The sequence below is a fragment of the Sphingopyxis bauzanensis genome (assembly GCF_002205675.1).
In the GTDB taxonomy this organism is placed as follows: Bacteria; Pseudomonadota; Alphaproteobacteria; order Sphingomonadales; family Sphingomonadaceae; genus Sphingopyxis; species Sphingopyxis bauzanensis.
The window spans coordinates 396,360-420,295 of record NZ_NISK01000003.1; the positions used below are offsets into that span (position 1 = coordinate 396,360).

The following is a 23,936-nucleotide window of genomic DNA, read 5'->3' on the forward strand; positions in this document are numbered from 1 at the left end:
TGGGGTGCAGGGGCCGATGACAGGATTGATGCACGGCTGGTTTGCGATTCCCCTTTGGCAACGGGTGCTCGGCGCGATGGTGATCGGCGTCGCGCTTGGCTTGCTCTGGCCCGCGGCTACCAGCGCCATTGCCTTTATTGGCGACCTGTTCGTCCGCCTCATCCGGATGCTGGTCGTCCCGATCGTGTTCATCAGCATCGCCTCGGGCGTCACCGCCCTGGCCGACCCGCGCAAACTGGGTTCGGTCGGCGCCCGCACCGTATCGCTGTTCGCGGCCACGACCGCCTGTGCGGTGTCGATCGGTATCGCCGTCGGAATGGTGCTGGAACCCGGCAAGGGGGCGGCACTCGGCAACGCGGCGCCGCACGCGCTAGGCGAACCCAAATCGCTTTATGATCAGCTGATGGGCATTGTCCCGGTGAACATCGTCCAGTCGCTCGCCGATGGTGATATGCTGGCGATCATCTTTTTCGCGATGATGCTGGGCTTCGGGGTTATCCTGGCCGGGGACAAGGGACGTCCGGTCGCCAATCTGCTGCAATCGGTGGCGGAAGTGATGTTCCACCTCGTGCGTATCATCATGGAGATCACGCCGTTCGGGGTTCTCGCGTTGATCGGCAAGGCCGTCGCCGACAATGGCGTCGCGGTATTTGCCAACGTGGGATGGCTGGCCGTCGGCGTCGCGGTGGGGGTGCTTCTCCAGATATTGCTGGTCCACGTTCCTCTGATCGCCTTGGTCGCCCGCCAACATGTTCTGCATTTTTACCGCACCATCGTCGATGCTCTCGCCGTGGCATTTTCGACAGCCTCGTCCGCCGCTACCCTGCCGGTCGCGTTGCGGATCGCGCGCGACGACTTGAAGATCGCTCCCGGCGTCGCGTCGACGGTGCTGCCGATCGGCGCCAGCATCGGCAAGGACGGCACCGCTATGTACGTGGGGCTGCTCAGCATCTTTGGTCTGCAGGCGCTCGGGATTGAACCCGACCTGCCGATGCTCGCGATCGTCCTTCTGACCGGTGCGCTTGCGGCCTTCGGCACCGCTCCCATTCCGTCGGCATCGCTGTTCATGCTCGCCGCGGTGCTGGCGTCGGCCGGTGTTTCGCCTGAGCAGACGGCGCTGATCGTCGGCTTTATCCTGCCGTTCGACCGCCTGCTCGACATGACGCGCACGGTGGCCAGCGCCAGCGCCAATCTGACCGTGACCACGGTGGTGGCGCGCTGGGAGAAAGCGATCGATGCCGAGATCGAGACGGAGACTCAAATGCAGCAACCCGCACAATGAACCTGCAAGCGGTCTGTGATCGCGGCTTTGAACCCGCTCTTGCCGCCGTCCAGCGGGGCGACATCCCCGCGGCGGCGCTGGGTGTGGTCACCGCTACAGGCGAGAGCGCCGTATGCCTTGCAGGCCTGGCGGCGCTCGAACCTGCGCGCGAGGCGTTGACCCGCGGCCACTGGTTCGATCTCGCGTCGCTCAGCAAGGTGATTTCGACCACTACGATCATCCTGATGCTTGCCGATCAGGGGCGCCTCGAACTTGACCGACCACTCACTGACGCGATCCCCGATCTGCGCCAATATGACGTTGCGAACGCACCCGAACGATCGCTGACCTTTCGCGATTGCCTGATGCACCGGACCTTCCTGCCCGCGGTCGAGCCGATCTACACCTATGATGCCGACCCGGCGCGCCTGCGCGCCTTTGTGCTGCAACGAGAGTGGCGGCAAGGGCCACCGGTCTATTCGGACATCAATTTCATCCTGCTCGGGATCGCAATCGAACGCGTGACCGGGGTACCGCTCTCCGACTGGCCGCTCGGCAGGGGATTGGGCTACGGCCGGCCGCCCGGCCCGGCTGTTGCGACAGAATTTTGTAATTGGCGCGGCCGCATTTTGAAGGGCGAGGTGCACGACGAAAACGCCTTTGCGCTCGGCGGCGCGACCGGACATGCCGGCGTGTTCGGCACGGTCGATGGGGTGCTCGGCTTCGCGCGCACGCTGCTGGACGGATCACTGCTGTCCCCCGCGATGATGGCCGAAATCCGGACGGCGGGTGACCGGCACCGGACCTGCGGCTGGCAAAAGGCTTTTCCGGGCTGGCACGGCGGCAGTCGCTGCTCGGCGGAGACCATCGGGCATACGGGATTCACCGGAACCGGCTTGTGGATCGATTTCGACCGCGGCCTCGCCTGGACATTGCTGACCAATCGCGTTCATCCATCGCGGCATCGCGACAGCGGCATTGCCGCGCTACGCCCGGCCGTGGGCGAACGGCTTATTTCCGCATGGGAGGAATCACAAACCGCATGATGATTTTGAACAGGAGGCTTGCGCTCCCGGCTCTGCTCGCATTGTCTTTGTCGTTCGCGCCTGCCGAAGCCCGACCGCCCGAAACGCCTTCGCCGCAGTCGGTTGCCGAACAGAAGCTGGCCGATCGCCCCGCAGGCTCGCGCATCGGCCTGCTTGTGACGACGATGGAGGGTGAAACGCTGGTATCGATAACGCCCGACCAGCGGTTCATCCCCGCCTCGAACACCAAGATGTTCACCACCGCGATCGGCTATGCACAACTCCCCCTGCTCGAGCGCGCCGCCAAAGGTACCGGGGTGGGGCTCGAGACTAGCAAGGGCGCTACCGACGTCGTGCTGCATGGTCGCGGCGATCCGCGGCTGTCGAGTGCCGAGGACTGCGTACAAAACTGCCTGCAAATGCTGGCCGATGCTGTTGCGCGCACAACGCGCCACGTCCGCCATGTCATCGGCGACGACAGCTGGCTGCCTGACGAGCGTTGGAGCCCGGGCATGAGCTGGAACAATATACAGTCGCGGTACGGCACCGCGACGTCGGCGCTGACGCTCGACGACAATGAGCTTGTCGTCACTCTGGCGCCGGGCGTCGTCGGAGCTGCCGCAAGCCTCAAATCCACAGGCTATTACGACATCGAAAATCGTGTTGTGACCGTCGCCGGTAAAGAAGAGGCGGTTGTCTCCGACCGGATGCCGAACAGTCGCACCCTGCGCCTGACCGGAACGATCGGTGCCGAGGCTCCAGTCATGACCATGCGCTATGGCATCGATGACCCGGCGCATTTTGCCGCCTGGCGGCTGCGCGAATTGTTGCGCGCGCGCGGCGTTCGTGTCGACGGAAATATCGACGTGCGCCGCCGCCCACTGACGCGTGCCGACGATCCGAAAGCACGCGGCACCACCCCCTTTGTCCAGCCGCCAGAGCCCGCAGCAATGCTCGCCGAACTCAAGCCGCAGCCGCTGGCGGAGAACATGATCCGGATCAACAAAGAGAGCCAGAACCTCCATAGCGAATTGATGCTGCGACGCGTGGCGCGGCAGAGTGGGAGCGGTTCGATCGCCGATGGGCAGGCGGTGATGCGCCAGTTGATGAGTCAGGCCGGGCTGACCGAAACCAGTTATGACTTTTCCGACGGGTCTGGGATGTCGACCTATAACCGCATCACACCGCGCGCTGCGGTGGGCCTGCTGGCGTGGATTGCTCGCCAGTCGTGGGGCATGGCATGGCGCGACACGCTGCCGATCGCCGGGCGCGACGGCACCCTGCAAAACCGGTTCAAGGGGACGCTGCTCGAAGGCCAGCTATTCGCCAAGACCGGGTCGCTCAACGCCAGCCGCGCACTATCGGGTTATCTGGTAACGCGCAGCGGGCGGACGTTGATCTTTTCGGTGCTGGCCAACGACATGCCCGACGGCACCGACAGCCAGGCAACTGCCGCGGTGGACCGGATGCTCGTGGCAATCGCCGGGACGCTATAGCTTTGGCGTGACGGTCATCCGACCGACCGCGTGGCGGTCGACCGCTGCGCGGCTAAACCACATCGGCTGCATCGCACCCGCCAGCCATTTGGGATAAAAGTCGCCATAACGCGGCGACCGCGGATCGGCCGACTGGCCGGGAAGCAGCAGATAACGGCTGTTGTCCCATGCGCCCACGTCAGCGACGAACAGGAAGCTTGCGCCGTGCGACACTTGAAATCCGCGTCGGGCATTAAAGCCGCGCGCCATCGGCGTCGTGCCGTCGCCGCCCGACCGCCCGCCCGCGATCTTTGGAAAGGCTGCCGCGATCGCGCTGTTCGATGATGCGAGCGGATGCGCGATATTGACGCGGTGCAGATTGCCCCATTGCCATTTTGCCGGGTCGCCGCCGCCCAGTTCGACGGCCTTCGCCCAGCCTGCGACCAGCGCGCCATCAATCAGCGCATCGCGTGCCGCGGCGGGATCGTCACCGAGGCGCTTGTCCGGCGCCGCGAGGATACGGAGCATTTCGGACAGGTTGACTGAAGGGATCAGTTCCCGCGCCGCCGCTGGCACCACTCGTTTGCGGAAGCTGGCCGACAGTGCGGCCATCACCATTTCGAACAAAAGTGCCGCGGCGCTGTCCGCCTCGATCCCGCAATCCCAGCGGCGCAGCATGGCCGCCGCGGCGGTCGCCTCGGCTGACAACGTGGCCGGAAGCAGCTTGAGCAACGCCCGCGCGGGAAGCGACTGGACATCGTGTTGAAGCGCGATGCTGTCATCTATCCGATGCTTTGGCTGGCTCCGCAGCACCTCGGCAACGCGGTTGTAGCGGAAGGGGTCGCTCCAGGTGAAGCTGATGATCCGCTCGCGGTAAGGGTAATCGGCGGGAAGGTTCATCTCGTTCGCCGACGCGAACCAGCCCTCACGCGGATTATAGACCGATGGCATATCCTTGACCGGGATCAGCCCGGTCCAGTCATAGGCGCCGTCGCCGGGGGCGGGAAACAGGCCGTCGTGCTTCGGACGTCGCGGCGTAAAACCGATCGTCTGCCAACCGGTGTTGCCGTCGACATCGGCGTAATGAAGGTTGGTCGGCGACACATGCAGTTTGAATGCCTGCTGCAGCGTCGTCCAGTCCTTCGCCAGATTGATCGCGATGATTGCGAAGCGCATATTGGCGCCGGGCAACATACTCACTGTTGCAAGCGCGACGGCACGGTTGCGCGCGGCGTCCTGCGACACAATCGGCCGCCCGTCGGCATAGCGCAGGATCGCACGTTCGGGCGTTGAGCCCTTCACCGCAATCTCGTCCTCAAAGATTTCGAACGACCGCCATTTGCCCTGGTGCCAATATTTGTCGGCATTGCCCTCCTGCGTTTGCAGGATGAACAGGTCGGTCTGATCAATATGGAAATTGGTCCGGCCAAAAGCGAAGCGGTCGGTGTGCCCCTGCATGATCCCTGGCAAACCGGGCGCCTCTGCTCCGATCACGTCGAGATCCGGTGCCGTCAAATGGATCATATGCCGCGGACTGGTGCCGCCGATCCCGAGGTGCGGGTCGTTCGCCAGGATCGGGCGACCGGTCGCACTCCGCGACGCGGCGATTGTCCACGCGTTGCTACCCAAGGCAAAGCGATCGCCCTCCGGCTGGTCCGGTCCCATCCTTGGTTCCTGCAGGGCATCATAAGGCACAGGTCGGTTTGCCGGATCAAGCACACCCAGATCGGCATCGCTCACCGCCGCCGGGTCGAGTCCCTCAGGTACCGAAAAGGACCATGCCGGGCGAAGGGGCATCATCAGCTGTTCGGCGTCGATCAATCCGCGCGCCTGAAGCTGCGCGCGGCGGACTTCGTCGTCGGCATCGCCCATTCCGATCCCGCGCCGTTTGACGAGATCACGAATATCCCAGCGGAGCGGGGCAAAGCCGAGTATCCCATATTCCAGCGGCATGTCCGCCGGGTTATCGGTCAGTTCGTCGATCCGCGCATTGACGCCCGCGACATATCCAAGCGCGCAGTCGAGCACATCTGGCGGCAAGCCCGCCAGTTCGGCGTCGATGTCACCGCGATAGTGGAAAAGACGTGCCGCCCGGTCCGCCGCCACAAAAGCCAGCCCGAACGCTTCAGCCATCCGTCCCATGTCGCGGCGATGGTCGATATCGAGCTGGAAAAGGCGATCGCGCGCGACCAGGTAACCCTGCGCGAAAAATGCGTCATGCTTTGACGCCGCCCGCACATGCGGCATACCGAGTTCATCCTCGACGATCTCGATCGGCGCGCGAGCGCCCGTCAGCGTCACATTGCGTGCTCCGCCCCTGATATTGGCTTGAGCGATCAGGCTTCCTGGCATGGCGACAAGCGCGGCCGAGGCAAGTAGAAATGCGCGGCGTTGGATCAACGGAGCTTCTCCAAGTTGCGAAGGAAAATCAAAGCCTATCGCAGCGCATCGGCGTACCGCTATAGTAAGCGGGGTACCCCCTATAAACACAAGCTATTTACCGCCGACAGCCTTGGGCCGCACACCATGCCTTATGGCTATAGGTCCATATCGTCAGGATCAGCGCGAAGCGGTTGACCCCCCGCAACCACCCTGTAACCTTCCCGTCACGGAACCCGCTGCGCCCGCCCCGTGACGAGGCGAACTGTGGGGCCGACGGAATGTGAGTGCTACAAAATAATCGAGTGCGCCAAACGGCCACCACACAGGCAGGCGGGACAACACGGAACAGCTATCTGGCGTATCGACGCCGGTATGCCATCGGGTGATGGTGGGCTGGTTCTTGGGCAACAAAGGGGACGGTTAAAATGCGTAATATTGGTCGGAATCGTCGGTCGTTCGTCGGCATGAGGAATATCGGTGCGGCGATGACCGCTTTGGCGATCGTTCACAGTGCGCCCGCGCTGGCGCAAGACGAGAGCGTGAGCCCAGCGGCCGCCAGCGAAGCCGCGGCGAACGACCAGATTGTCGTGACCGGCACGCGCATTGTGCGCGACGGGTTCCAGGCGCCGACGCCGTTGACGGTGCTGGGCGAGACGGAGATCCAAAACAGCTCGCCGACGAACAACATTGCCGACTTCGTCAACACGCTGCCGTCGCTGGCCGGGTCGACCCGCCCGTCCAACTCGCGCCTCAACATTTCCAGCGGTCAGGCGGGCATCAACGCACTCAACCTCCGCAACCTTAACCCAGAGCGCACGCTGATTCTGGTCAATGGCCGCCGGTCGGTGGGATCGACAATCAACGGACTGGTCGACATCAACACAATTCCGCAGGCGCTGGTCTCGCGCGTCGAGGTCGTCACCGGCGGTGCTTCGGCGGCCTATGGCTCGGACGCCGTCGCCGGCGTCGTCAACTTCATCCTGAACAACAAGTATGAAGGGCTGAAGGTCGAAGGTGACGCGGGCATTACCCAGGAAGGCGACGGATTCAGCTATTCGTTCAGCGCGGCGGCCGGGATGGCATTCGCGGGTGGGCGCGGCCACCTGCTGCTCAGCGGTGAGATCGCCCATAATGACGGTATCTTGCAGGTCGACCGTGACTGGAATCAGATCGGATTCCTGCGGTTCGAAAATCCGGCCTATCTCGCGAACGCCAACTCCGGCGCGCCGCAGTATATTTTTGTACGCGGCGCAGGTCCGACCAACTCCGCCCCTGGCAGCATAGTCACTAACTCTACCGGTGGCGTCGCCAACCAGCTGCGTGGCCTCTATTTCGGCAACGGCGGATCGATCAACCAGTTCGTCTGGGGCGATCTGACCTTCCCGTCGCCGACTGGCGCTGCCGTGCCGCTGCGCACGCGCGGCGGCGATTGGCGAGTCAATGATTCGGGACGCAATATCGGCCTCGACCCGCGCGATGACCGTTATGGTCTATTCGGCCGTCTAAGCTATGAGGTGAGCGACGGTATCGAACTGTTCGCCGAAGCCGCCTATAATAAGCAAGAAGTATTATTCAACGCTGGTCCGAACCTGCAAACGGGCATCCGCCTCGACGCGACAGGTTGTACACAGACGCCGGTGCCCACTACTTGCAACGCTTTCTTGCTCAACACGCTGGGCGCCGCTGCGTTGCAGGGCATCACCAGCGTCACCGTAGCCACGACATCGGCCGACCTGCCGTTCCGCGGGATCAACAACAAGCGCGAGGTGCAGCGTTATCTGATCGGTGCAGAGGGCGAGTTCGACGCGTTCGGAAAGTCGGCGCGCTGGGACATCTATGCTCAGTACGGCCGCGCCGATGTGCGCGAGCAGCTTCGCGATATTCAGAATATCGCACGAATCAATGCGGCGCGCGACGCGGCATTCGCGCCTGCTGGGAGTGGATTCCCGACGGGGTCGATTCAGTGCCTGATCAACGTCGACGCCGATCCGAACAACAACGATGCGGCCTGTGTTCCGCTGAACCGTCTGGGCCTTGGCGTCGCTGACCCGGCGGCGATCGATTATGTCCTGGGCGACCCATATCGCAAACAGCGTCTTGAGCAGATGGTGTTTGGTGCCAACTTCGCGTTCACGCCATTCGCGACCTGGGCGGGCGACGTCAGCATCGCGGTCGGCGGGGAGTATCGCAAGGAAAAGGTCAGCGGCTTCGTGCCCGACGAATTCCAACCGGTACCGAGGCTCGACGGGTCAGGCAACGTGATCGGTGCCACCAACCGTTGGTCGGTGGGTAACTATCTGCCTAGCCGCGGATCGTATAACGTCAAGGAAGCCTATCTCGAAACCGTCGTTCCCCTGGGTTTCGGGCTGGAGTTCAACGGCGCTGTCCGCGCGACCGATTACTCGGAAGCAGGTTATGTTACCACTTGGAAAGCCGGTGCGACCTGGCAGCCCATCGACGACATCCGTCTGCGCGTCACACGGTCGCGCGACATCCGCGCGCCCAATTTGAACGAACTCTTCCAGGCCGGTACCGCAAACAGCGATTCGGTCAGCAATCCCGGTTTCATTACCGGAACCAGCCCTTCGTTCGTCCCCGCCGGCCAGCCGCCGCAGGCGGGCTACAGCTATTCCGGGTTCGCGACGGGCAACACCGACCTGACACCGGAAAAGTCTGACCAGTGGAACATCGGCGCGGTATTTACGCCGACCTTCCTGCCGGGGTTTAATCTTGCGGTCGATTATTTCGACATCAAGTTAAAAGGCGGGATCGGGGCATTCAGCGCGCAGCAGATCGTCAATCTGTGTTTCCTTGGCGAACAGGCATTCTGTGACGCGATCAGTGTCGATGCCGCGCGCACCCAAAATCCGGCGCAGCCTTACCTCGTTATCCTGACGCGCCCGTTCAATGCGGCAAGTCAGAAGTCCCGCGGTCTCGATATCGACGCGTCCTACCGGATACCGATGGCGCAGGGCAGCGGCGCGTTCACGCTTCGTGGGCTTGCGACCCGCTATCTGGAAAACCGTTTCGACAGCGGCGTCCCCAACACGGTTGTACTCAACACGGTGGGTGTGAATGGCGGTCAGGCGAGTACGCCAAAATGGATCTACCGCGTCAGCGCCGCCTATGATGACGATGACTTCAGCATTACTGCGGTTGGCCGCGGGGTAAGCGCGGGGAAATATGTCGCCAATGGCATCGAATGCCAGACCACCTGCCCCGTCTCGACGGTCAACGCGCCGACTTATGAACGGAACCGCGTCAAAGGCGCCTTCTACGTTGACCTCAACCTGACGCAGAAGTTCTCCGCTTTCAGCGAAGGCGGTGGCGAGTTCTTCATCAATGTTACGAACCTGCTCAATGGAAATCCGATCCTGCTGCCCGAAACCGGCCTCGCCGCGAACAGCACCTATTCGGATCTGCTGGGCCGCAGCTTCCGCGTCGGGGTCCGTTTCAAGACCCGCTAACGGCTGATACCGAAACGAATGAGGGAGGAGGGTCAGCAAGGGCCCTCCTTTTTCTTTGCGGGATTTTCCCTTCGGCCCAAAATTCCATGTCCGAATAAAATGACAAACCGATCAAGGCTGCGCTTCGCCCGCTCCGTCTTGTGATTGTCGCCGGGATGTCACCCGGCCCCGATCACAAGAGGAACCCGATGCGCAAGACCTTGCTGGCCACCACCTGTCTGGCCGCCCTGCTTTCGACGACTGCCCACGCAGAAACGACGATTACCACCGCGACCACGGCGCCGGTGCGGACATCGACGATCAAATCGGGCGCGCCCGACGATATCAAGATCACCTCGACCGGATCGGTGAAGCCGACGAGCGCCACCGCGGTCACTATCGACAGCAATCACAAGCTCATCAACGAAGGCACGATCGAAATCAGCAACGTCAACGGCGCGCGCGGCATCGTCGCCAACGCCGGGACGGTCGGATCGATCACCAATGCAGCGACCGGCAAGATCATCATCGACGAACCCTATGCACCGACCGACATCGACAATGACGGCGACATCGACGGGCCGTTCGCGTTGGGGAGCAACCGCGTCGGCATTGCGACCCTTGGCGCCTTTACCGGCAATATCGTCAACAGCGGGGCGATCACGATCGAGGGCAATGATTCGGCGGGCATCCGCCTTGGCGGACCGCTGACCGGCAATTTCACCACCGACGGTACGGTCTCCGTGCTTGGTGACCGCGCGCTCGGCGTTGGGTTGCAGGATGTGACGGGCAATGTCCGGCTGGCGGGCACGATCACCGCCACCGGGCTTGATGCAACCGCCGCGCGACTGGCGGGCAACATCACGGGGGCGCTCGTCGTCCAGGGCAATCTGACCTCCACTGGATATCGCTTCACGACGCCGCCCGCCGATCCGTCGAAGCTCGATGCTGACGATCTGTTGATCGGCGGCCCGGCGCTGTCGGTTGAGGGGAATGTGAGCGGCGGCATCGTCCTCGCGGTCCCGCCCAAGGATTCGAGCACCACGGACAATGATGAGGACAAGGACGGCATCCCCGACGACAAGGAAGGCAGCGCGGTGGTGCGTTCGTTCGGCTCGGCCGCAGCGGTGCGGATCGGATCGGCAACGCAAAGCGTGACGATCGGTCCGGTTGCGGGAACCGGAACCGGGCTCGGCCTGATCATCGACGGTAGCGTAATTGGCAACGGTCTCTATGCCGGCAAGGACGGCAACGGTATGCAGATCGGTGGCCTCGGCGGAGCCGTGACCATTGCGGGTGGCATCGGCATCGGCGCGACGGGCAGCGTGGCCGCGCTGTCGAAGGATGTCGCCGCGACCGCAATCCGCATCGGCAGCGGCGCGACGACGCCCGAGCTGCGCAATGCGGGCAAGGTCGAGGCGACGACCACGGGTAACGTCGCGGGTTCGGTCGCCACCGCCGTTCTGGTGGAAGCAGGCGGCAATGTCGCGCTGATCCGCAACAGCGGCTTGATCGCGGCCAAGACCGGCGGCGACAATGGCACCGCGCGGGCGATCGTCGACCTGTCGGGTACCGTCGCCACGGTCGAGAACAGCGGCACGATCAGCGCCAGCGGTGCGCTGGCAACGTCCGACCGCAATGTGGCGATCGACCTGTCGACCAATGCCGCGGGGGCGACCGTCAAGCAGACTGCGGTCGCGTCGGGGGTCACTGCCCCGTCCATCGTTGGCGACGTGCGCTTTGGCGGCGGCAATGACGTGTTCGATATTGCAGACGGGTCGGTGAAGGGGAACAGCTTCTTTGGCGGCGGCAACAATCGCCTCGCGTTGTCGGGCGACGCCACATATGCGGGCAACGCGCGCTTCGGCGCCGCTAACGACACCATGACGCTGGCTGGCACCTCAAAGTTCACCGGCGCAGCCGATTTCGGCGGCGGTACCGACACGCTCAGCATCGGCGGAACGGCCATCTTCTCGGGCTCGCTGGCCAATGCGCAGGGGCTGGCGGTATCGGTCAGCGGCGGCACGTTCGACGTCGGCGGCAAGGCGACAATTGCCTCGCTCGCGGTTGCCGATAAGGGCACGCTGGGGGTGCTGCTCGACACCGGCGCCACCGGCACGGGGCTTCAGGTCACAGGCAATGCCGGTTTCGGCGCAGAATCAAAGCTCGCGCTCAAATTGTCGAGCATTGAGCAGGCCGAGGGACGGCACATCGTGCTGACCGCCGGTTCGCTGACCGGCGCGAGCAATCTGACCGCGTCGCAGACGCTGCTACCATTCCTTTACAAAGGCACACTGACCTCGAACGCGACGCAGTTGATCGTCGATGTGGCGCGCAAAAGCACCAGCGACCTTGGGCTCAACCGTTCTGAAGCGGGCGCGTTCGACGCGGTGATCGACGCCGTGGTCGCTGACCAGAAGATCGAAGATGTCTTCCTCGGCATCACCGATGGCGATCAGTTCCGCGCCCAGCTCGGCCAGATGCTGCCCGAGCATGAAGGCGGCGTGTTCGAAACCGTCACCTCGGGCTCGCGCGCGCTCTCGCGCCACCTGCAGGATCCCAATGCACCGTTCCAGGACGAAGGCAAATGGGGCTATTGGGTCAACCAGGCGGTATGGGGGACGTCGAAAAGCGTCGGCGACACCGCCAGCTATGACGTCAGCGGCTGGGGCATCGGCCTCGGCGCCGAGATCAAGAGCGACATCGGCAATTTCGGCGGGTCGATTGCGTTCCTCAGCGGCAAGGACGGCAATGGCAGCAACGCCAATGAAGTCGCCACCAGCCAGTTCGAAGGCGCGCTGCACTGGCGCCTGCGCTCGAAGGGTTTCATGGCCAACGCCCGCGTCTCGGGCGCGCCAGTCAAGATGAAGGGTACCCGCATCTTCAGCGCCGAGGCGGGCGCAGATGATATCGAAAAGACGATGAAGGGGAAATGGGACGGCACCTTGTGGTCGGCGTCGGGCTCGCTTGCCTATGACGCCCATGCTGGGGGAATCACGATCCGTCCGATGGTCGCGGTCGACTATTTCAAGCTGACCGAGAAGGGCTATCAGGAAACCGGCGGCGGCGATGCGCTCGACCTGAAGGTGCTCGGCCGCGACAGCGACGAACTCGCGGTGTCGGGTACCGTTGCGCTCGGCATGGATTTCGGAGGCCTCGATCAATATGACGGCTGGACGCGCTTCGAAATCGAAGGCGGTCGGCGTCAGATCGTTGGCGGTACGCTGGGCTCGACCACCGCGTCGTTCAAGGACGGCACGCCCTTTACGCTAATTCCTGATGATCGCACGAGCGGCTGGGTCGGCCGTCTTCGTGGCATTGCTGGCAATTCGGCCTTTCAGGTCGCTGGCGAAATGTCCGCGGAGGAACAGCAAAACCATATTGGTTGGGCGTTCCGTGCGAGTCTGCGGGTCGGCCTCTAGCCCCCCGGCCGGCCCCGCGTGCAAGGGGGAGGCCCCTCCCTACCCCGCCTCCCCCTTGCTTAGACAGAAATGAAACAAGACACCGATGTTTGCATTGCCCCTCCTCTCTTTCCCGGCGCCGCGGTTGCGCGGCGGGACATGGGCGCTATATGACGGCGGCATCAGGGGAACCTATGGCGCGCGCCGGGGCGGCGCTAACCGGCAAAAGATGGCGTTCCAGAGCAAGCAATCGATGACCAGTTCGCACGACCGAACCGATGCCGCACTGGGCATCGAAGGCGTATTGCTCGCCAACCGGGATCGGATCGTCCGGTTCTTGCAGGTGCGCGGCGCGGGCGATGCGGCCGAGGATCTGTTCCAGGATTTGTGGATGCGGTTGACCGATCGGCCGATGGGTCCGGTTGCCGATCCCCTGCCCTATGTCATGCGCGCCGCGAACAATCTGATGCTGGATCGCTATCGATCGACGCGGCAAAGCGCGCTGCGCGACCATGCGTGGGGCGAGGCAGCGGCGGGTCACGAACCGTCGGCGGAGACCGCGCTGATCTCCCGCGAGCAACTGCTGCTGGTCGAGTCGGCAATCACCCGTACCGGCGAACGCCCGGCCCGTATTTTTCGCCGGTTCCGCGTCGACGGAGCCAGTCAACGCGCTATAGCCAGCGAAATGGGGATCAGCCTAAGCACCGTCGAGGCCGATTTGCGCAAGGTTTATGCAACACTGGCCGCGCTGCGGAGGCAGTTCGATGCATCCTGATGCCAATCCCGCCGAAGCGCGCGCCATCGACTGGCTGATCCGTCAGCGCGACCCGGCGTTCGACGATTGGGACGGTTTTGCCGACTGGCTCGGCGAAGATCCCGAACATGCTGCGATCTATGATGCCGTCGCTAGCATCGATCGGGACCTCGACGCGCTGCCCGCGGTGGCCAAGCCCTTGCCAGCGGCAATGCCGACCGCGCCGCGCCGCACCTCGCGCCGCGCGTGGTTCGGCGGCGCTGTGGCAGCGGCATTGGTCGCTGTTGTCGGCCTGTCGACGCTGAACCCATTCGGCAACGCCAACCGGATCGAGACAGCGGCGGGCGAACATCGCACGATCGAGCTCGCCGACGGGTCGCGGATCGAAATCAACGGCGGCTCTGTGGTCGAAGTTGACAAGGACCGGCCGCGCTTTGCCCGACTGGAAGCGGGCGAAGCGATGTTCCATGTCGTCCACCGCGATGATGATCCTTTCGTCGTAGAGGCGGGCGACGACCGGATTGTGGATCTGGGCACTGCGTTCAATGTCGTCCGGCGCGAGCGGCAGACATCGGTCGCGGTGTCGGAGGGCATCGTTCTCTATAACCCCGATCGCGACAAGGTCCGTCTGATCGCAGGCAAGGCGATCGAGGCGCGCGATGATGATAGCAAACCACCCGTTGTGCAGGACATCGATGTCGCCAGCATCGGTGGCTGGCGCAGTGGGCTGCTTGTTTATAACGATGCCCCGCTGGTCATTGTGGCCGAGGATCTGAAACGGACCGCCGGTATGGACGTGCAGGTGGCTCCAGCCGCCGCCGCACTATCGTTCCGCGGCGCGCTGATCATCGACAAGAATCGCAACCGCACCATTGCCGACCTTGCAGCCTTGTCAGGGACGAAGGCCGAGCGGCAGGGCGATGGCTGGATCCTGACCCGCTGAGCATGCACCCGCGCCTTTCCCTTGTCGCTGCCGCGACGCTGCTGAGCCTGCCCGTGCAGGCTTTGGCGGCAGAGGAGCGCGCGTTCAACGTGCCGAAAGGAAGCCTGTCGAGCGCTCTACCGGTGATCAGTCGCCAGGCCGGGGTCAGCATCAGCGTCGTCGACGCCAAATTGTGGCAGGCGCGGGTCAAGCCGGTGCGCGGGCGGATGCGCGTCGAGGAAGCGATCCAGCGTCTGCTGAAGGGTTCGGACGCCCGCGCTGTCCGCGTCAGTGCCACCAGCTGGCGCATCGAGCGCCGTGCCGTCGCACCGCGCGTCGCGCATCGACCCGCCCCGCCGCCGCGACAGGTGCCGCAGCCCCGCGCGCGCGAACCGGCGCAAAATATGGTCGCGGCGGCGCAGGACGAGATCATCGTCACCGCGTCGAAAACCGACCTGCCCTATTCGCATTTTGCCGGCGTCGTCACTCAGTTGAGTGGCGGCGATCTGGCGTTTGGCGGCGAACGCGGGATGGAATCGATCCTGTCGCGTACCGCGACGGTATCCTCGACCCATCTGGGATCGGGTCGCAACAAACTGTTCATTCGCGGTATTGCCGATTCCAGCTTCACCGGCCCGACCCAGTCGACCGTCGGCCAATATCTGGGCGACATCCGCCTCAGCTATAACGCGCCCGATCCTGACCTACGCCTTTACGACGTCGATAATGTCGAAATCCTCGAAGGGCCGCAGGGCACGCTTTACGGCGCCGGGTCGCTGGGCGGCATCATCCGCGTCGTCCCCAAAGCGCCCGACCCGCGCGCGATGACGGTGCAGGCAATCGCAGGTGTTTCGCTGACCCAGCATGGCGACCCCGGCGGTGACATCGCTGCCATCGCCAATCTCCCGGTCGGTGATGATGGCCATGCATTGCGGCTGGTCGGCTATATGCTGACCGACGGCGGCTATATCGACAACCCGCTACGCGGCCAGAACGACGTCAATCGCGTCCATGTGCGCGGCGGTCGCGGCGCATTTCGCTTCGACGCGGGCAATGACTGGACCGTCGATCTGGGCGGCGTGTATCAGTCGATCAAGTCGAACGACGCGCAATATGCCGACAAGGCTGCCGATCCGCTGACCCGCAATTCGATGGTCGAGCAGAATGCGTCGGCGCGTTACGGGCTTGGCACGATTGTTATCATGAAGGATTGGGACGGCCTGCATTTCCAGTCGTCGAACGCCTTTATCGATCACCGTCTGTTCGAACGCTTTGACGCCAGCGTGCCCGAAGCACCGCCCGGGTCGGTCGCCTCAACGGGTGCGGTGGATGTCGAACGCCTATTCGCTCCGGTCCAGATCACCCCGCTCAGCAACGTCCCGCGCGTGCTCGATCAGCGCAACGCTACGCGGATGTTCGTCAGCGAGAACCGGCTATCACGGCCCTATCACGACGGTCTTGGCTGGGTGATCGGCGCGAGTTTCATCGACAATCGCGCGCGGCAGAAGCGTGAATATGGCTATGGTCCGCTGCGCGCGGTGCTGCCCGGCGTCACCAACAAAATCACCGAAGTCACCGGCTATGCCGAGGCCACGGTCGAAGTGATGCCCGACCTGATTGCCGCGGGTGGGATCCGTTTGTCGCACGCGCGCCTCGGTGGTATGGCCGAAGGCGTCTCGTTCGCGCTCGCGCAAGCAGGGCGGGCCACGACCGCGTCGCGCAATGAAACCGACCTGCTGCCGTCCTTTTCGCTTCTCGCGACACCGCTGCATAACCTGCGGCTCTATGCGCGCTATCAGGAGGGTTTCCGTCCCGGCGGGCTGGCGGTCGACGGCAATTTCGTTCGGCGGTTTCTGAACGATCAGGTCCGCACATGGGAAGCAGGGGTGCGGTTCGGCGACAAGGGGCAGAGCCTGTTCGATGCGAGCATCGCCGTGTCGCACAGCCGCTGGCGCAACATTCAGGCCGATTTCATCGACAGCGCCGGTTTCCCGACTACCGCCAATATCGGCGACGGACGGATTACCAGCGTGTCGGGCGCGCTCGCGATGCGGCCGACCGAGACGCTGACCTTTGAGCTCGGCGCGGTCTATAACCACAGCCGCGTCGACGATCTGGCGCTCGAAATCCTGCCGGTGTTCGCCAGCGCACCCGGACGGCTAGGCCGCATCCCCAATGTCGCGAGCCACGCGGTGCGCGGGTCGATCAACTATGCCACCGTCGTCGGTGACGAGGATTTCCGCGTCAACAGCTGGGCCAACTATATCGGGCCGTCGCGGCTCGGCATTGGGCCAGTGCTGGGCGAGAGCCAGGGCGACTATATCGATACGGGGGTCGCGATGCGGATCGGCAACGATCGCCGCGGGCTATCGCTGACGTTGACCAACTTATTCGATTCGCGCGGCAATCGCTTTTCGCTCGGCACGCCGTTCGTCGAGGGTAATGAGGGCTTTATGACGCCGCTGCGGCCGAGGACGCTGCGGATTGCGGTGGACGTGGCGTATTGAGGATCGTTCCTCTCCCTTCTTTAGGGAGGGCTAGTGGCGGGTCACCGCAGGCGTTCTTTCGGGCCGCGTACCCACCCCCGCTGCGACTTACGAGCAAGCTCGTAAGTCTCGCACCCCTCCCTCGAAAAGATGGGCGAAAGTGCCTCAATCCGCCAGAACCAACCGCTCATACCGGTCCATGTGATAATCATGGCTGCCGAACTGGCTCTCGATCATCGTCGCGCGTTTGAAATAATGACCGATCGCCAATTCCTGCGTGATGCCGATGCCGCCGTGGGTCTGGATCGCGTTTTGGCCGACGAATTTGGCGCCGCGCGCGACCTTCGCCTTGGCGGCAGAGACAGCGGCCATGCGCTCGTTGGCGGGAAGGCCGAGCTTGAGCACGCCCATGATCGTCATCGAGCGCGCCTGTTCGACCTCCATGAACATGTCGACCATACGGTGCTGGAGCACCTGGAACTTGGCAATCGGTACCCCGAACTGCTTGCGCTGCTGCGTATATTCCAGCGTACCTTCGTGCAGCTTCTGCATCACGCCCGTCGCCTCGGCGCAGACCGCGACGGTCGCTTCGTCGACGATCTGCTCGATGAGCGGCAGGCCAGTGCCTTCGCCGCCGAGCAGCGCATCGCCGGGGATCGCGACATTTTCGAAATAGATTTCCGATGCGCGGCTGCCATCGACGGTCGGATAGTCGCGGCGGACGATCCCGGGCAGGTTGGCGTCGATCAGGAACAGCGACACGCCCTCACGGTCGCGTGTCGCACCGCCGGTCCGCGCGGTGACGAGGAGGTGGGTCGCCCAGGGTGCGGCATAAACAACACCCTTGTGGCCGTTCAGCACATAGCCAGCACCGTCTTTTTTCGCGGTGGTGCGTAGGTTGGCTAGGTCGTAGCGACCTTGCGGTTCGGCATAGGCAAATGCGATGATCGCATTGCCCGCGATGATTTCAGGAATGAACGCATCGGCCTGTGCGCCGCCAACCGCCTTGAGCGCGCCGCCGGCGATGACGACGGTCGGCAGGTAGGGTTCGATCCCGATGACCTTGCCCATTTCCTCCATGACGATCGCATTTTCCAGCGCACCGCCGCCGAGGCCGCCATGCTCTTCGGCAAAGGGCGCGCCGAGCATGCCCAGTTCCTGTGCGAGAGCGGTCCAGATCGCCGGATCGCGGCCGCCGTCCGAATTGATGAACTTCTGTCGCGTGTCGAAATCATATGTATCGCTCAGGAAGCGCGACAGCGTGTCGCGGATCATGTCCTGCGTTTCGGTGTAGGTGAAATCCATTTTACATCCCCGTCGCCCCCGGGAAGGCGGGGGCCGCTATAGGTTTATACTGCGGCGCTGAGTCAGGCCGATTGCGGCCCCCGCCTATGCGGGGGCGACGCGTGCTTCAGAGACCCAGAACCATCTTCGCGATGATGTTGCGCTGAATCTCGTTCGATCCGCCATAGATCGTCGTCTTGCGCATGTTGAAATAGGTCGGCGCCGCGCGATGGGCGTAATCCGGCCCGATCGGATGCTCGTTGTCGCCCTCGCCGAAGCCGCGGAAATAGGGCGCACCATAATGGCCGACCGCTTCCAGGCTGAGTTCGGTCAACCGTTGCTGAATCTCCGACCCCTTGATCTTGAGCAAGCTCGATTCCGGCCCCGGGCCGCGACCCGCATTGGCACCGGCCAGGCTGCGCAGCTCGGTGAATTCGAGCGCCGCCAGATCGACTTCCAGCTCGGCCACCTTGCGCTTGAAGAACGCATTGGCGAGCAGCGGCTTGTCGCCATCGACTTCGGTGCGGGCGATCGCCTTGACCTTCTCGATCCCGCGCTTCGAAGCCGCGACCCCGGCAATGCCGGTGCGTTCGTGCGCGAGCAGGAACTTGGCGCAGGTCCAGCCCTTATTCTCTTCGTAAACGCGCTGCGACACGGGGACGCGGACGTCCTCCAACCACACTTCGTTGACCTCATGCTCGCCGCCCAAGGTGATGATCGGGCGCACGGTGATGCCGGGCGATTTCATGTCGATCAGTAGGAACGAAATGCCCTCCTGCTGCTTGGCATCCTTGTCGGTGCGGACGAGGAAAAAGCCCCAGTCGGCATGCTGCGCCAGCGTCGTCCAGGTCTTTTGCCCATTGACGATATAATCATCGCCGTCGCGGACGGCCGTTGTGCGCAGCGAAGCAAGGTCGGAACCCGAACCGGGTTCCGAATAGCCTTGGCACCACCAATCCTCGCCCGACAGGATGCGCGGCAGGAAATGGGCTTTCTGCTCGGGCGTGCCAAAGGTGTAGATCACCGGTCCGACCATCGCGAGGCCGAAGGGCATCAGGCGGATGCAGTCGGCGCGCGCAGTTTCTTCCGACCAGATGAAACGCTGGGTCGGGGTCCAGCCGGTGCCGCCATATTCGACGGGCCATGCGGGTGCGATCCAGCCCTTTTTGTGCAGGATCTTGTGCCAGACGAGGAAATCCTCCTTGGACATCTCTTCGCCCTCGTCCTGCTTTTCACGCAGCTCGGCGGGGTAATTTTCGGCGATGAAGTCGCGCACTTCCTGCTGGAAGGCGAGATCTTCGGGGCTGAATTCCATGTCCATCACGAATCTCCCATTGGGTAATGGCGCACTTATAATGAGCGCTCACCTTTACGTAAACGGCAAGTTGCATTTGACAACTTTCCTCGGTGTAATGATTGCGCGTAACGATGCGGCTTGTCCAGCGCGCGCAGTTGCTGCGGACAAGATGGGGGAAGAGCGATGACAAAGGCAAAACGGGCCGTTCTGTGGGTGGCGGCGGTCATTGCCGTCGCCGTACTGGCCGCAGGGATGTTCCAGCGGCCGATCGGCCTGTGGCTGTTTGAACGGGCGGTCGAACGCGCCGCGGGGCGCGATACGCTCAAGGATCTGCCCGATGGATTGCACGTCGGACTGTGCGGAACGGGCTCCCCCCTGCCCAGCCGCGAGCGAGCGGCGTCCTGCACCGTCGTGATCGCGGGCAAGGCGATGTTTGTCGTCGATGCCGGTGAAGGCGCGGCGCGCAATATCGCGCAGATGGGCCTGCCCAATGGCCGCATCCAGGCGATGTTTCTGACCCATTTCCATTCGGATCATATCGACGGCATGGGACCGATGATGCTGCTCCGCTGGACTGCCAGCGGCAACATCAGCCCCCTGCCCGTCTATGGGCCGCCGGGCATCGAGCGGGTTATTGGCGGGTTCAATGCCGCCTACGCACTCGATAATGGCTATCGTACCGCGCATCACGGCCAGACGATCACCCCACCTGCCGCCGCGGGCGCCACCGCAATGCCCTTTGCGATCCCCGCTGCGCCGACGGTCGTCTATGACGCGGGCGGGCTTCGCGTCACCGCTTTTCCTGTTGATCACCGGCCGGTTCAGCCGTCGGTGGGCTATCGGTTCGACTATAAAGGGCGCAGCGTTGTCGTCAGCGGCGATACGGCGCCGTCAAAAACGCTGGAAGCGGCATCCAAGGGCGCCGACCTGCTGATCCACGAGGCTCTGAACCCGGCGATGGTCGAGACGCTCGCCGCCAATCTTGATAAGGCGGGCCGCAAACAGACGGCACAGATCATGCGCGACATCCTCGATTACCATGCCAGCCCGGTGCAGGCCGCCGACAGCGCGCGCGTCGCGGGGGTCAAGATGCTCGTCCTCAGCCATGTCGTGCCGTCGATGCCCTCCGCCTACCTCAACGCCGCCTTCCTCGATGGCGCCGAAGATCGTTTCGACGGGCCGATCATCGTCGGCGAGGACGGCCAGTATTTCTCACTGTCCGCGGGCAGCAAGTTGATCGAACGCGGCAGCTGGTTCTAGGCGGGCCGCTGGGTGACGAGCACGACCGCGCCGTCGCTTGCAAAAGGTCCGCGCACTTCGGCGATCGTCAGCGTCACGTCGATCGCGTCGCCATCCCGCGTGACGATCTGCGATGCCAGTCGTACCGGCTGACCCGAGCGGAACAGTTCCTCCAGTCCATCGGCAAAACCCGCCCGATAACCGATCGCCAGCAACGCCGAAAAGCTTACCCGCCGGATCGCAGCGACATCGACCCCGAGCATTTCTAGCAGCGCATCATTCGCGGCCTCGACGGCTTCGCGTACCGAGATACGGGCGTGGCCGATTTCGCCCTGCGCCTCGAGGGCGGTGAGCAGGGCTTGTCGGGCGTCGTTCGCCGCTTGCTGGACGCCGTGCGCCAGCATGAAATATTGGCCATAGACGAGCATTCCCATCAGCAGCGCGAGAAGCAGCGGCAGCGCCAGCGCCAGCGCCATTTCGACGATGGCAGCACCGCGCTCCTCGCGCGCCAGGGTGAGTCCGGTCAGGACAGGAGGGCGGGGATACCGCGGCGATCGGAGGAAAGCTGTCATACCCGCCAGCATGGCGGACTAAAATGAAAGCGGCGTCGAGAATGTTCGACGCCGCTTTTGCGCATTTTACATAGAGTTTTGCTCGCACGAGAGTTCGAAACCGACACTATTCCGGGCGTTGGCGCCATTCATTGATTCAGCGCAAACGGGCCTCGTCATCGAACCGCGCAAATTGCACCTATTCCGCGGCCTCCAGCTTGTCCTGCGTCCGCAGGTCAAAGTCCGACGCATCATGCCGTTCGCGGAGCTGACTCGCCGGATCGCCGGTCACCCGATTGACCATCCGCCCGCGCTTGACCGCCGGGCGTGTCGCAAGTTGATCGGTCCAGCGCTGGACGTTCTTATACTCGTGCACCTGCAGGAATTCGCCCGCGTCATAGACCAATCCCTTGGCGAGCGCGCCGTACCAGGGCCAGATCGCCATATCGGCGATCGTATAGTCGGCGCCCGCGATATATTCGCTCTCCGCCAGCCGCCGGTCGAGCACGTCCATCTGGCGCTTCACTTCCATGGCGTAACGATTGATAGGATATTCCTGCTTGGTCGGCGCATAGGCGTAGAAGTGGCCAAAACCGCCACCGAGGAAGGGCGCGCTGCCCATTTGCCACATCAGCCACGACAAGGTTTCGGCGCGCTTCGCGGTCTCGGTCGGCAGGAACGCGCCGAATTTCTCGGCGAGGTGGATCAGGATCGCGCCGGATTCGAACACCCGGATCGGCTCGGTGCCGCTGCGGTCGACGAGCACGGGGATCTTGCTGTTCGGATTGGCCGCGACATAGCCGCTGGAAAATTGATCCCCCTCACCGATATTGATCAGCCATGCATCATATTCAGCGCCGCTGTGGCCTGCCGCGAGCAGTTCCTCAAGCATCACCGTCACCTTCACGCCATTGGGCGTGCCGAGCGAATAGAGCTGGAGCGGATGCTTGCCGACCGGCAGATCCTTGTCGTGCGTCGGTCCCGCGATCGGGCGGTTGATATTGGCGAAACGTCCGCCGCTGTCCTTGTCCCAGACCCACACCTTTGGCGGTACATATTCGGCTTGATCGCTCATCTCGACACTCCTCGGTTGTTTCTCGGTTGTTTCGTGGGAAGCTGAATTTCATACTGATCGGTATTTAAGGTGCCGGGGCGCCGCCGTCCACCCCGCGCCGCTCAAATAATGCTTGCCGCTCGCAAAGCCGTGATCTCCGCGGCACCGTAGCCAAGCTCCGCGAGGATCGCTTCGCTATGCTCGCCAACTTGCGGGGCGCGGGCCGAGGCCACCTTGGTGCTGTCCGACAGGATGATCGGCGCCCGAATGACGGGTGCGCTGCTTGGAGTGCCGGGATAGTTGGCGGGCTCGACCAGCCCCATCGCCGCCACTTGCGGCTGCGCCAGCGCCTCGCTCGCGCGCAGCACCGGAGCGGCGGGCACGCGCGCGGCGCCCAACTCGGCGATTGCGTCCGCGCTGCTGCGTTGGCTGCACCAATCCTGCATGATGACGCTCAGCGCCTCGCCATTGTCGCCGCGCAAGATGTCGCTGGCATAGAGCGGATCATCGACCAGCTCGGAACGCCCAACCAGATTCGCCCAGCGGGCAAAGATGCCGCCGCCGACGATCTGGGTCACGATCCACCCGTCGCGGGTGCGGAAGACGTCGGTCGGTCCCGAGCTATAACTGCGGTTGCCGATCGGCTGGCGCTCGATGCCGTTGAGCGCATGGTCAATCGCCAGCGCGTTGGAAAAAGCCAGCGCGGTGCCGAGCAGCGACCCGGAAACGCACTGCCCCCGCCCTGTCGTCTCACGCTCGCGCAGCGCCAGCATGACGCCGAAGGCCGTGTGCAGCGCGGTACCGAAATCGACATAATTGACCTGCGCGCGATACGGCTGATCGGGCGTCCCGGTCAGATGCACCGCCCCCGACATCGCCTGCCCGACCGCGTCAAAGCCGACATTCTGCGCCAGCGGTCCCTCGCTGCCAAACGCCGACACGGTGGCCAGGATGATGCGCGGATTGATTGCCGACAGGGTGTCAAAATCCAGCCCTATCTTGGTCAACGCGGCGTGCGGCAGGTTGGCAACAACGACGTCGGCAGTCTCGACCAGCCGCCGCACGATCTCGCGGCCTTCGGGACTCCCCGGTTTCAGCGTCAGACAACGCTTGCCGCGGTTCATCTGCATAAACATCGCGCCCGAACCATCGTCGGCAACCGGCACCGTGTAGCGATCGTCATTGCCGCCCGGAGCTTCGATGCGGATGACGTCGGCGCCATAATCGCCGAGCAGCACCGCGCAATAGGGTCCGGCGATATAGCGCCCGAAATCGAGGACTCGTATTCCTTTGAGCGGCACGCCTTGCTCTCCCGGTACTGTTCTTTCGACCGCGCTAGCAGTCGCTCGTCGACGCTGC

Annotated in this window: 15 protein-coding genes; 9 read left to right on the forward strand and 6 right to left on the reverse strand. The window is 63.6% G+C overall.

Annotation, left to right across the window (positions count from 1 at the left end; all coding sequences use genetic code 11):
• Nucleotides 1-28: 28 nt before the first annotated feature.
• From CDQ92_RS13405 to dacB, 3 genes are read left to right on the forward strand one after another with little or no spacing between them, the layout of a single operon-like run.
• Nucleotides 29-1,282, forward strand: a complete 1,254-nt coding sequence (locus CDQ92_RS13405; RefSeq protein ID WP_229667107.1) for a dicarboxylate/amino acid:cation symporter — start codon at nucleotides 29-31, stop codon at nucleotides 1,280-1,282.
• Nucleotides 1,279-2,307, forward strand: a complete 1,029-nt coding sequence (locus CDQ92_RS13410; RefSeq protein ID WP_088441875.1) for a serine hydrolase domain-containing protein — start codon at nucleotides 1,279-1,281, stop codon at nucleotides 2,305-2,307. Before CDQ92_RS13405 ends, CDQ92_RS13410 begins: the two co-directional genes overlap by 4 nt.
• Nucleotides 2,304-3,782 carry a D-alanyl-D-alanine carboxypeptidase/D-alanyl-D-alanine endopeptidase gene (gene dacB / locus CDQ92_RS13415; protein ID WP_229667109.1) on the forward strand — a complete coding sequence of 493 codons (1,479 nt, stop codon included), beginning with the start codon at nucleotides 2,304-2,306 and terminating at the stop codon, nucleotides 3,780-3,782. Before CDQ92_RS13410 ends, dacB begins: the two co-directional genes overlap by 4 nt.
• On the opposite strand, the gene CDQ92_RS13420 is transcribed toward dacB, so the two are convergent.
• Nucleotides 3,777-6,062 carry a penicillin acylase family protein gene (locus tag CDQ92_RS13420; protein ID WP_308423589.1) on the reverse strand — a complete coding sequence of 762 codons (2,286 nt, stop codon included), beginning with the start codon at nucleotides 6,060-6,062 and terminating at the stop codon, nucleotides 3,777-3,779. The two genes, dacB and CDQ92_RS13420, sit on opposite strands and share 6 nt — an antisense overlap.
• Before the next feature lie 545 nt (nucleotides 6,063-6,607).
• Here CDQ92_RS13420 and CDQ92_RS13425 point away from each other — a divergent pair.
• The 5 genes from CDQ92_RS13425 to CDQ92_RS13445 all read left to right on the forward strand — a co-directional run bounded on the left by CDQ92_RS13425 (nucleotide 6,608) and on the right by CDQ92_RS13445 (nucleotide 17,173).
• Nucleotides 6,608-9,610, forward strand: coding sequence for a TonB-dependent receptor plug domain-containing protein (locus CDQ92_RS13425; RefSeq protein ID WP_088441877.1), 3,003 nt, complete (start codon nucleotides 6,608-6,610; stop codon nucleotides 9,608-9,610).
• A 188-nt stretch (nucleotides 9,611-9,798) separates the two neighbouring features.
• Nucleotides 9,799-13,011 (forward strand): autotransporter outer membrane beta-barrel domain-containing protein, encoded by a 3,213-nt coding sequence (locus tag CDQ92_RS13430; protein ID WP_088441878.1) that lies wholly within the window; start codon nucleotides 9,799-9,801, stop codon nucleotides 13,009-13,011.
• 85 nt (nucleotides 13,012-13,096) lie between these two features.
• Nucleotides 13,097-13,765, forward strand: a complete 669-nt coding sequence (locus tag CDQ92_RS13435; RefSeq protein WP_308423590.1) for a sigma-70 family RNA polymerase sigma factor — start codon at nucleotides 13,097-13,099, stop codon at nucleotides 13,763-13,765.
• Nucleotides 13,755-14,687, forward strand: a complete 933-nt coding sequence (locus CDQ92_RS13440; protein ID WP_088441879.1) for a FecR family protein — start codon at nucleotides 13,755-13,757, stop codon at nucleotides 14,685-14,687. The genes CDQ92_RS13435 and CDQ92_RS13440 overlap by 11 nt, the downstream gene beginning before the upstream one ends.
• A 2-nt stretch (nucleotides 14,688-14,689) precedes the next feature.
• Nucleotides 14,690-17,173, forward strand: a complete 2,484-nt coding sequence (locus CDQ92_RS13445; RefSeq protein ID WP_088441880.1) for a TonB-dependent receptor — start codon at nucleotides 14,690-14,692, stop codon at nucleotides 17,171-17,173.
• Between the two features lie 144 nt (nucleotides 17,174-17,317).
• On the opposite strand, the gene CDQ92_RS13450 is transcribed toward CDQ92_RS13445, so the two are convergent.
• Together CDQ92_RS13450 and CDQ92_RS13455 are read right to left on the reverse strand one after the other, a co-directional pair.
• Entirely contained in the window at nucleotides 17,318-18,457 is a 1,140-nt protein-coding gene (locus tag CDQ92_RS13450) for an acyl-CoA dehydrogenase family protein (protein ID WP_088441881.1), read from the reverse strand.
• A gap of 106 nt (nucleotides 18,458-18,563) precedes the next feature.
• Nucleotides 18,564-19,757, reverse strand: a complete 1,194-nt coding sequence (locus tag CDQ92_RS13455) for an acyl-CoA dehydrogenase family protein (RefSeq protein WP_088441882.1) — start codon at nucleotides 19,755-19,757, stop codon at nucleotides 18,564-18,566.
• A 159-nt stretch (nucleotides 19,758-19,916) separates the two neighbouring features.
• Between CDQ92_RS13455 and CDQ92_RS13460 the strand changes: the two genes are divergently transcribed.
• A complete protein-coding gene (locus CDQ92_RS13460; RefSeq protein ID WP_088441883.1) occupies nucleotides 19,917-20,993 on the forward strand; it encodes an MBL fold metallo-hydrolase in 1,077 nt (358 codons plus the stop codon).
• On the opposite strand, the gene CDQ92_RS13465 is transcribed toward CDQ92_RS13460, so the two are convergent.
• From CDQ92_RS13465 to CDQ92_RS13475, 3 genes are all read right to left on the reverse strand, one after another.
• Nucleotides 20,990-21,544 (reverse strand): TadE/TadG family type IV pilus assembly protein, encoded by a 555-nt coding sequence (locus tag CDQ92_RS13465; RefSeq protein WP_088442248.1) that lies wholly within the window; start codon nucleotides 21,542-21,544, stop codon nucleotides 20,990-20,992. The genes CDQ92_RS13460 and CDQ92_RS13465 overlap by 4 nt on opposite strands.
• Before the next feature lie 178 nt (nucleotides 21,545-21,722).
• Nucleotides 21,723-22,598, reverse strand: coding sequence for a glutathione-dependent disulfide-bond oxidoreductase (yghU, locus tag CDQ92_RS13470; protein ID WP_088441884.1), 876 nt, complete (start codon nucleotides 22,596-22,598; stop codon nucleotides 21,723-21,725).
• Nucleotides 22,599-22,699: 101 nt separating this feature from the next.
• Entirely contained in the window at nucleotides 22,700-23,878 is a 1,179-nt protein-coding gene (locus tag CDQ92_RS13475) for a CaiB/BaiF CoA transferase family protein (protein ID WP_088441885.1), read from the reverse strand.
• Nucleotides 23,879-23,936: the final 58 nt, after the last annotated feature.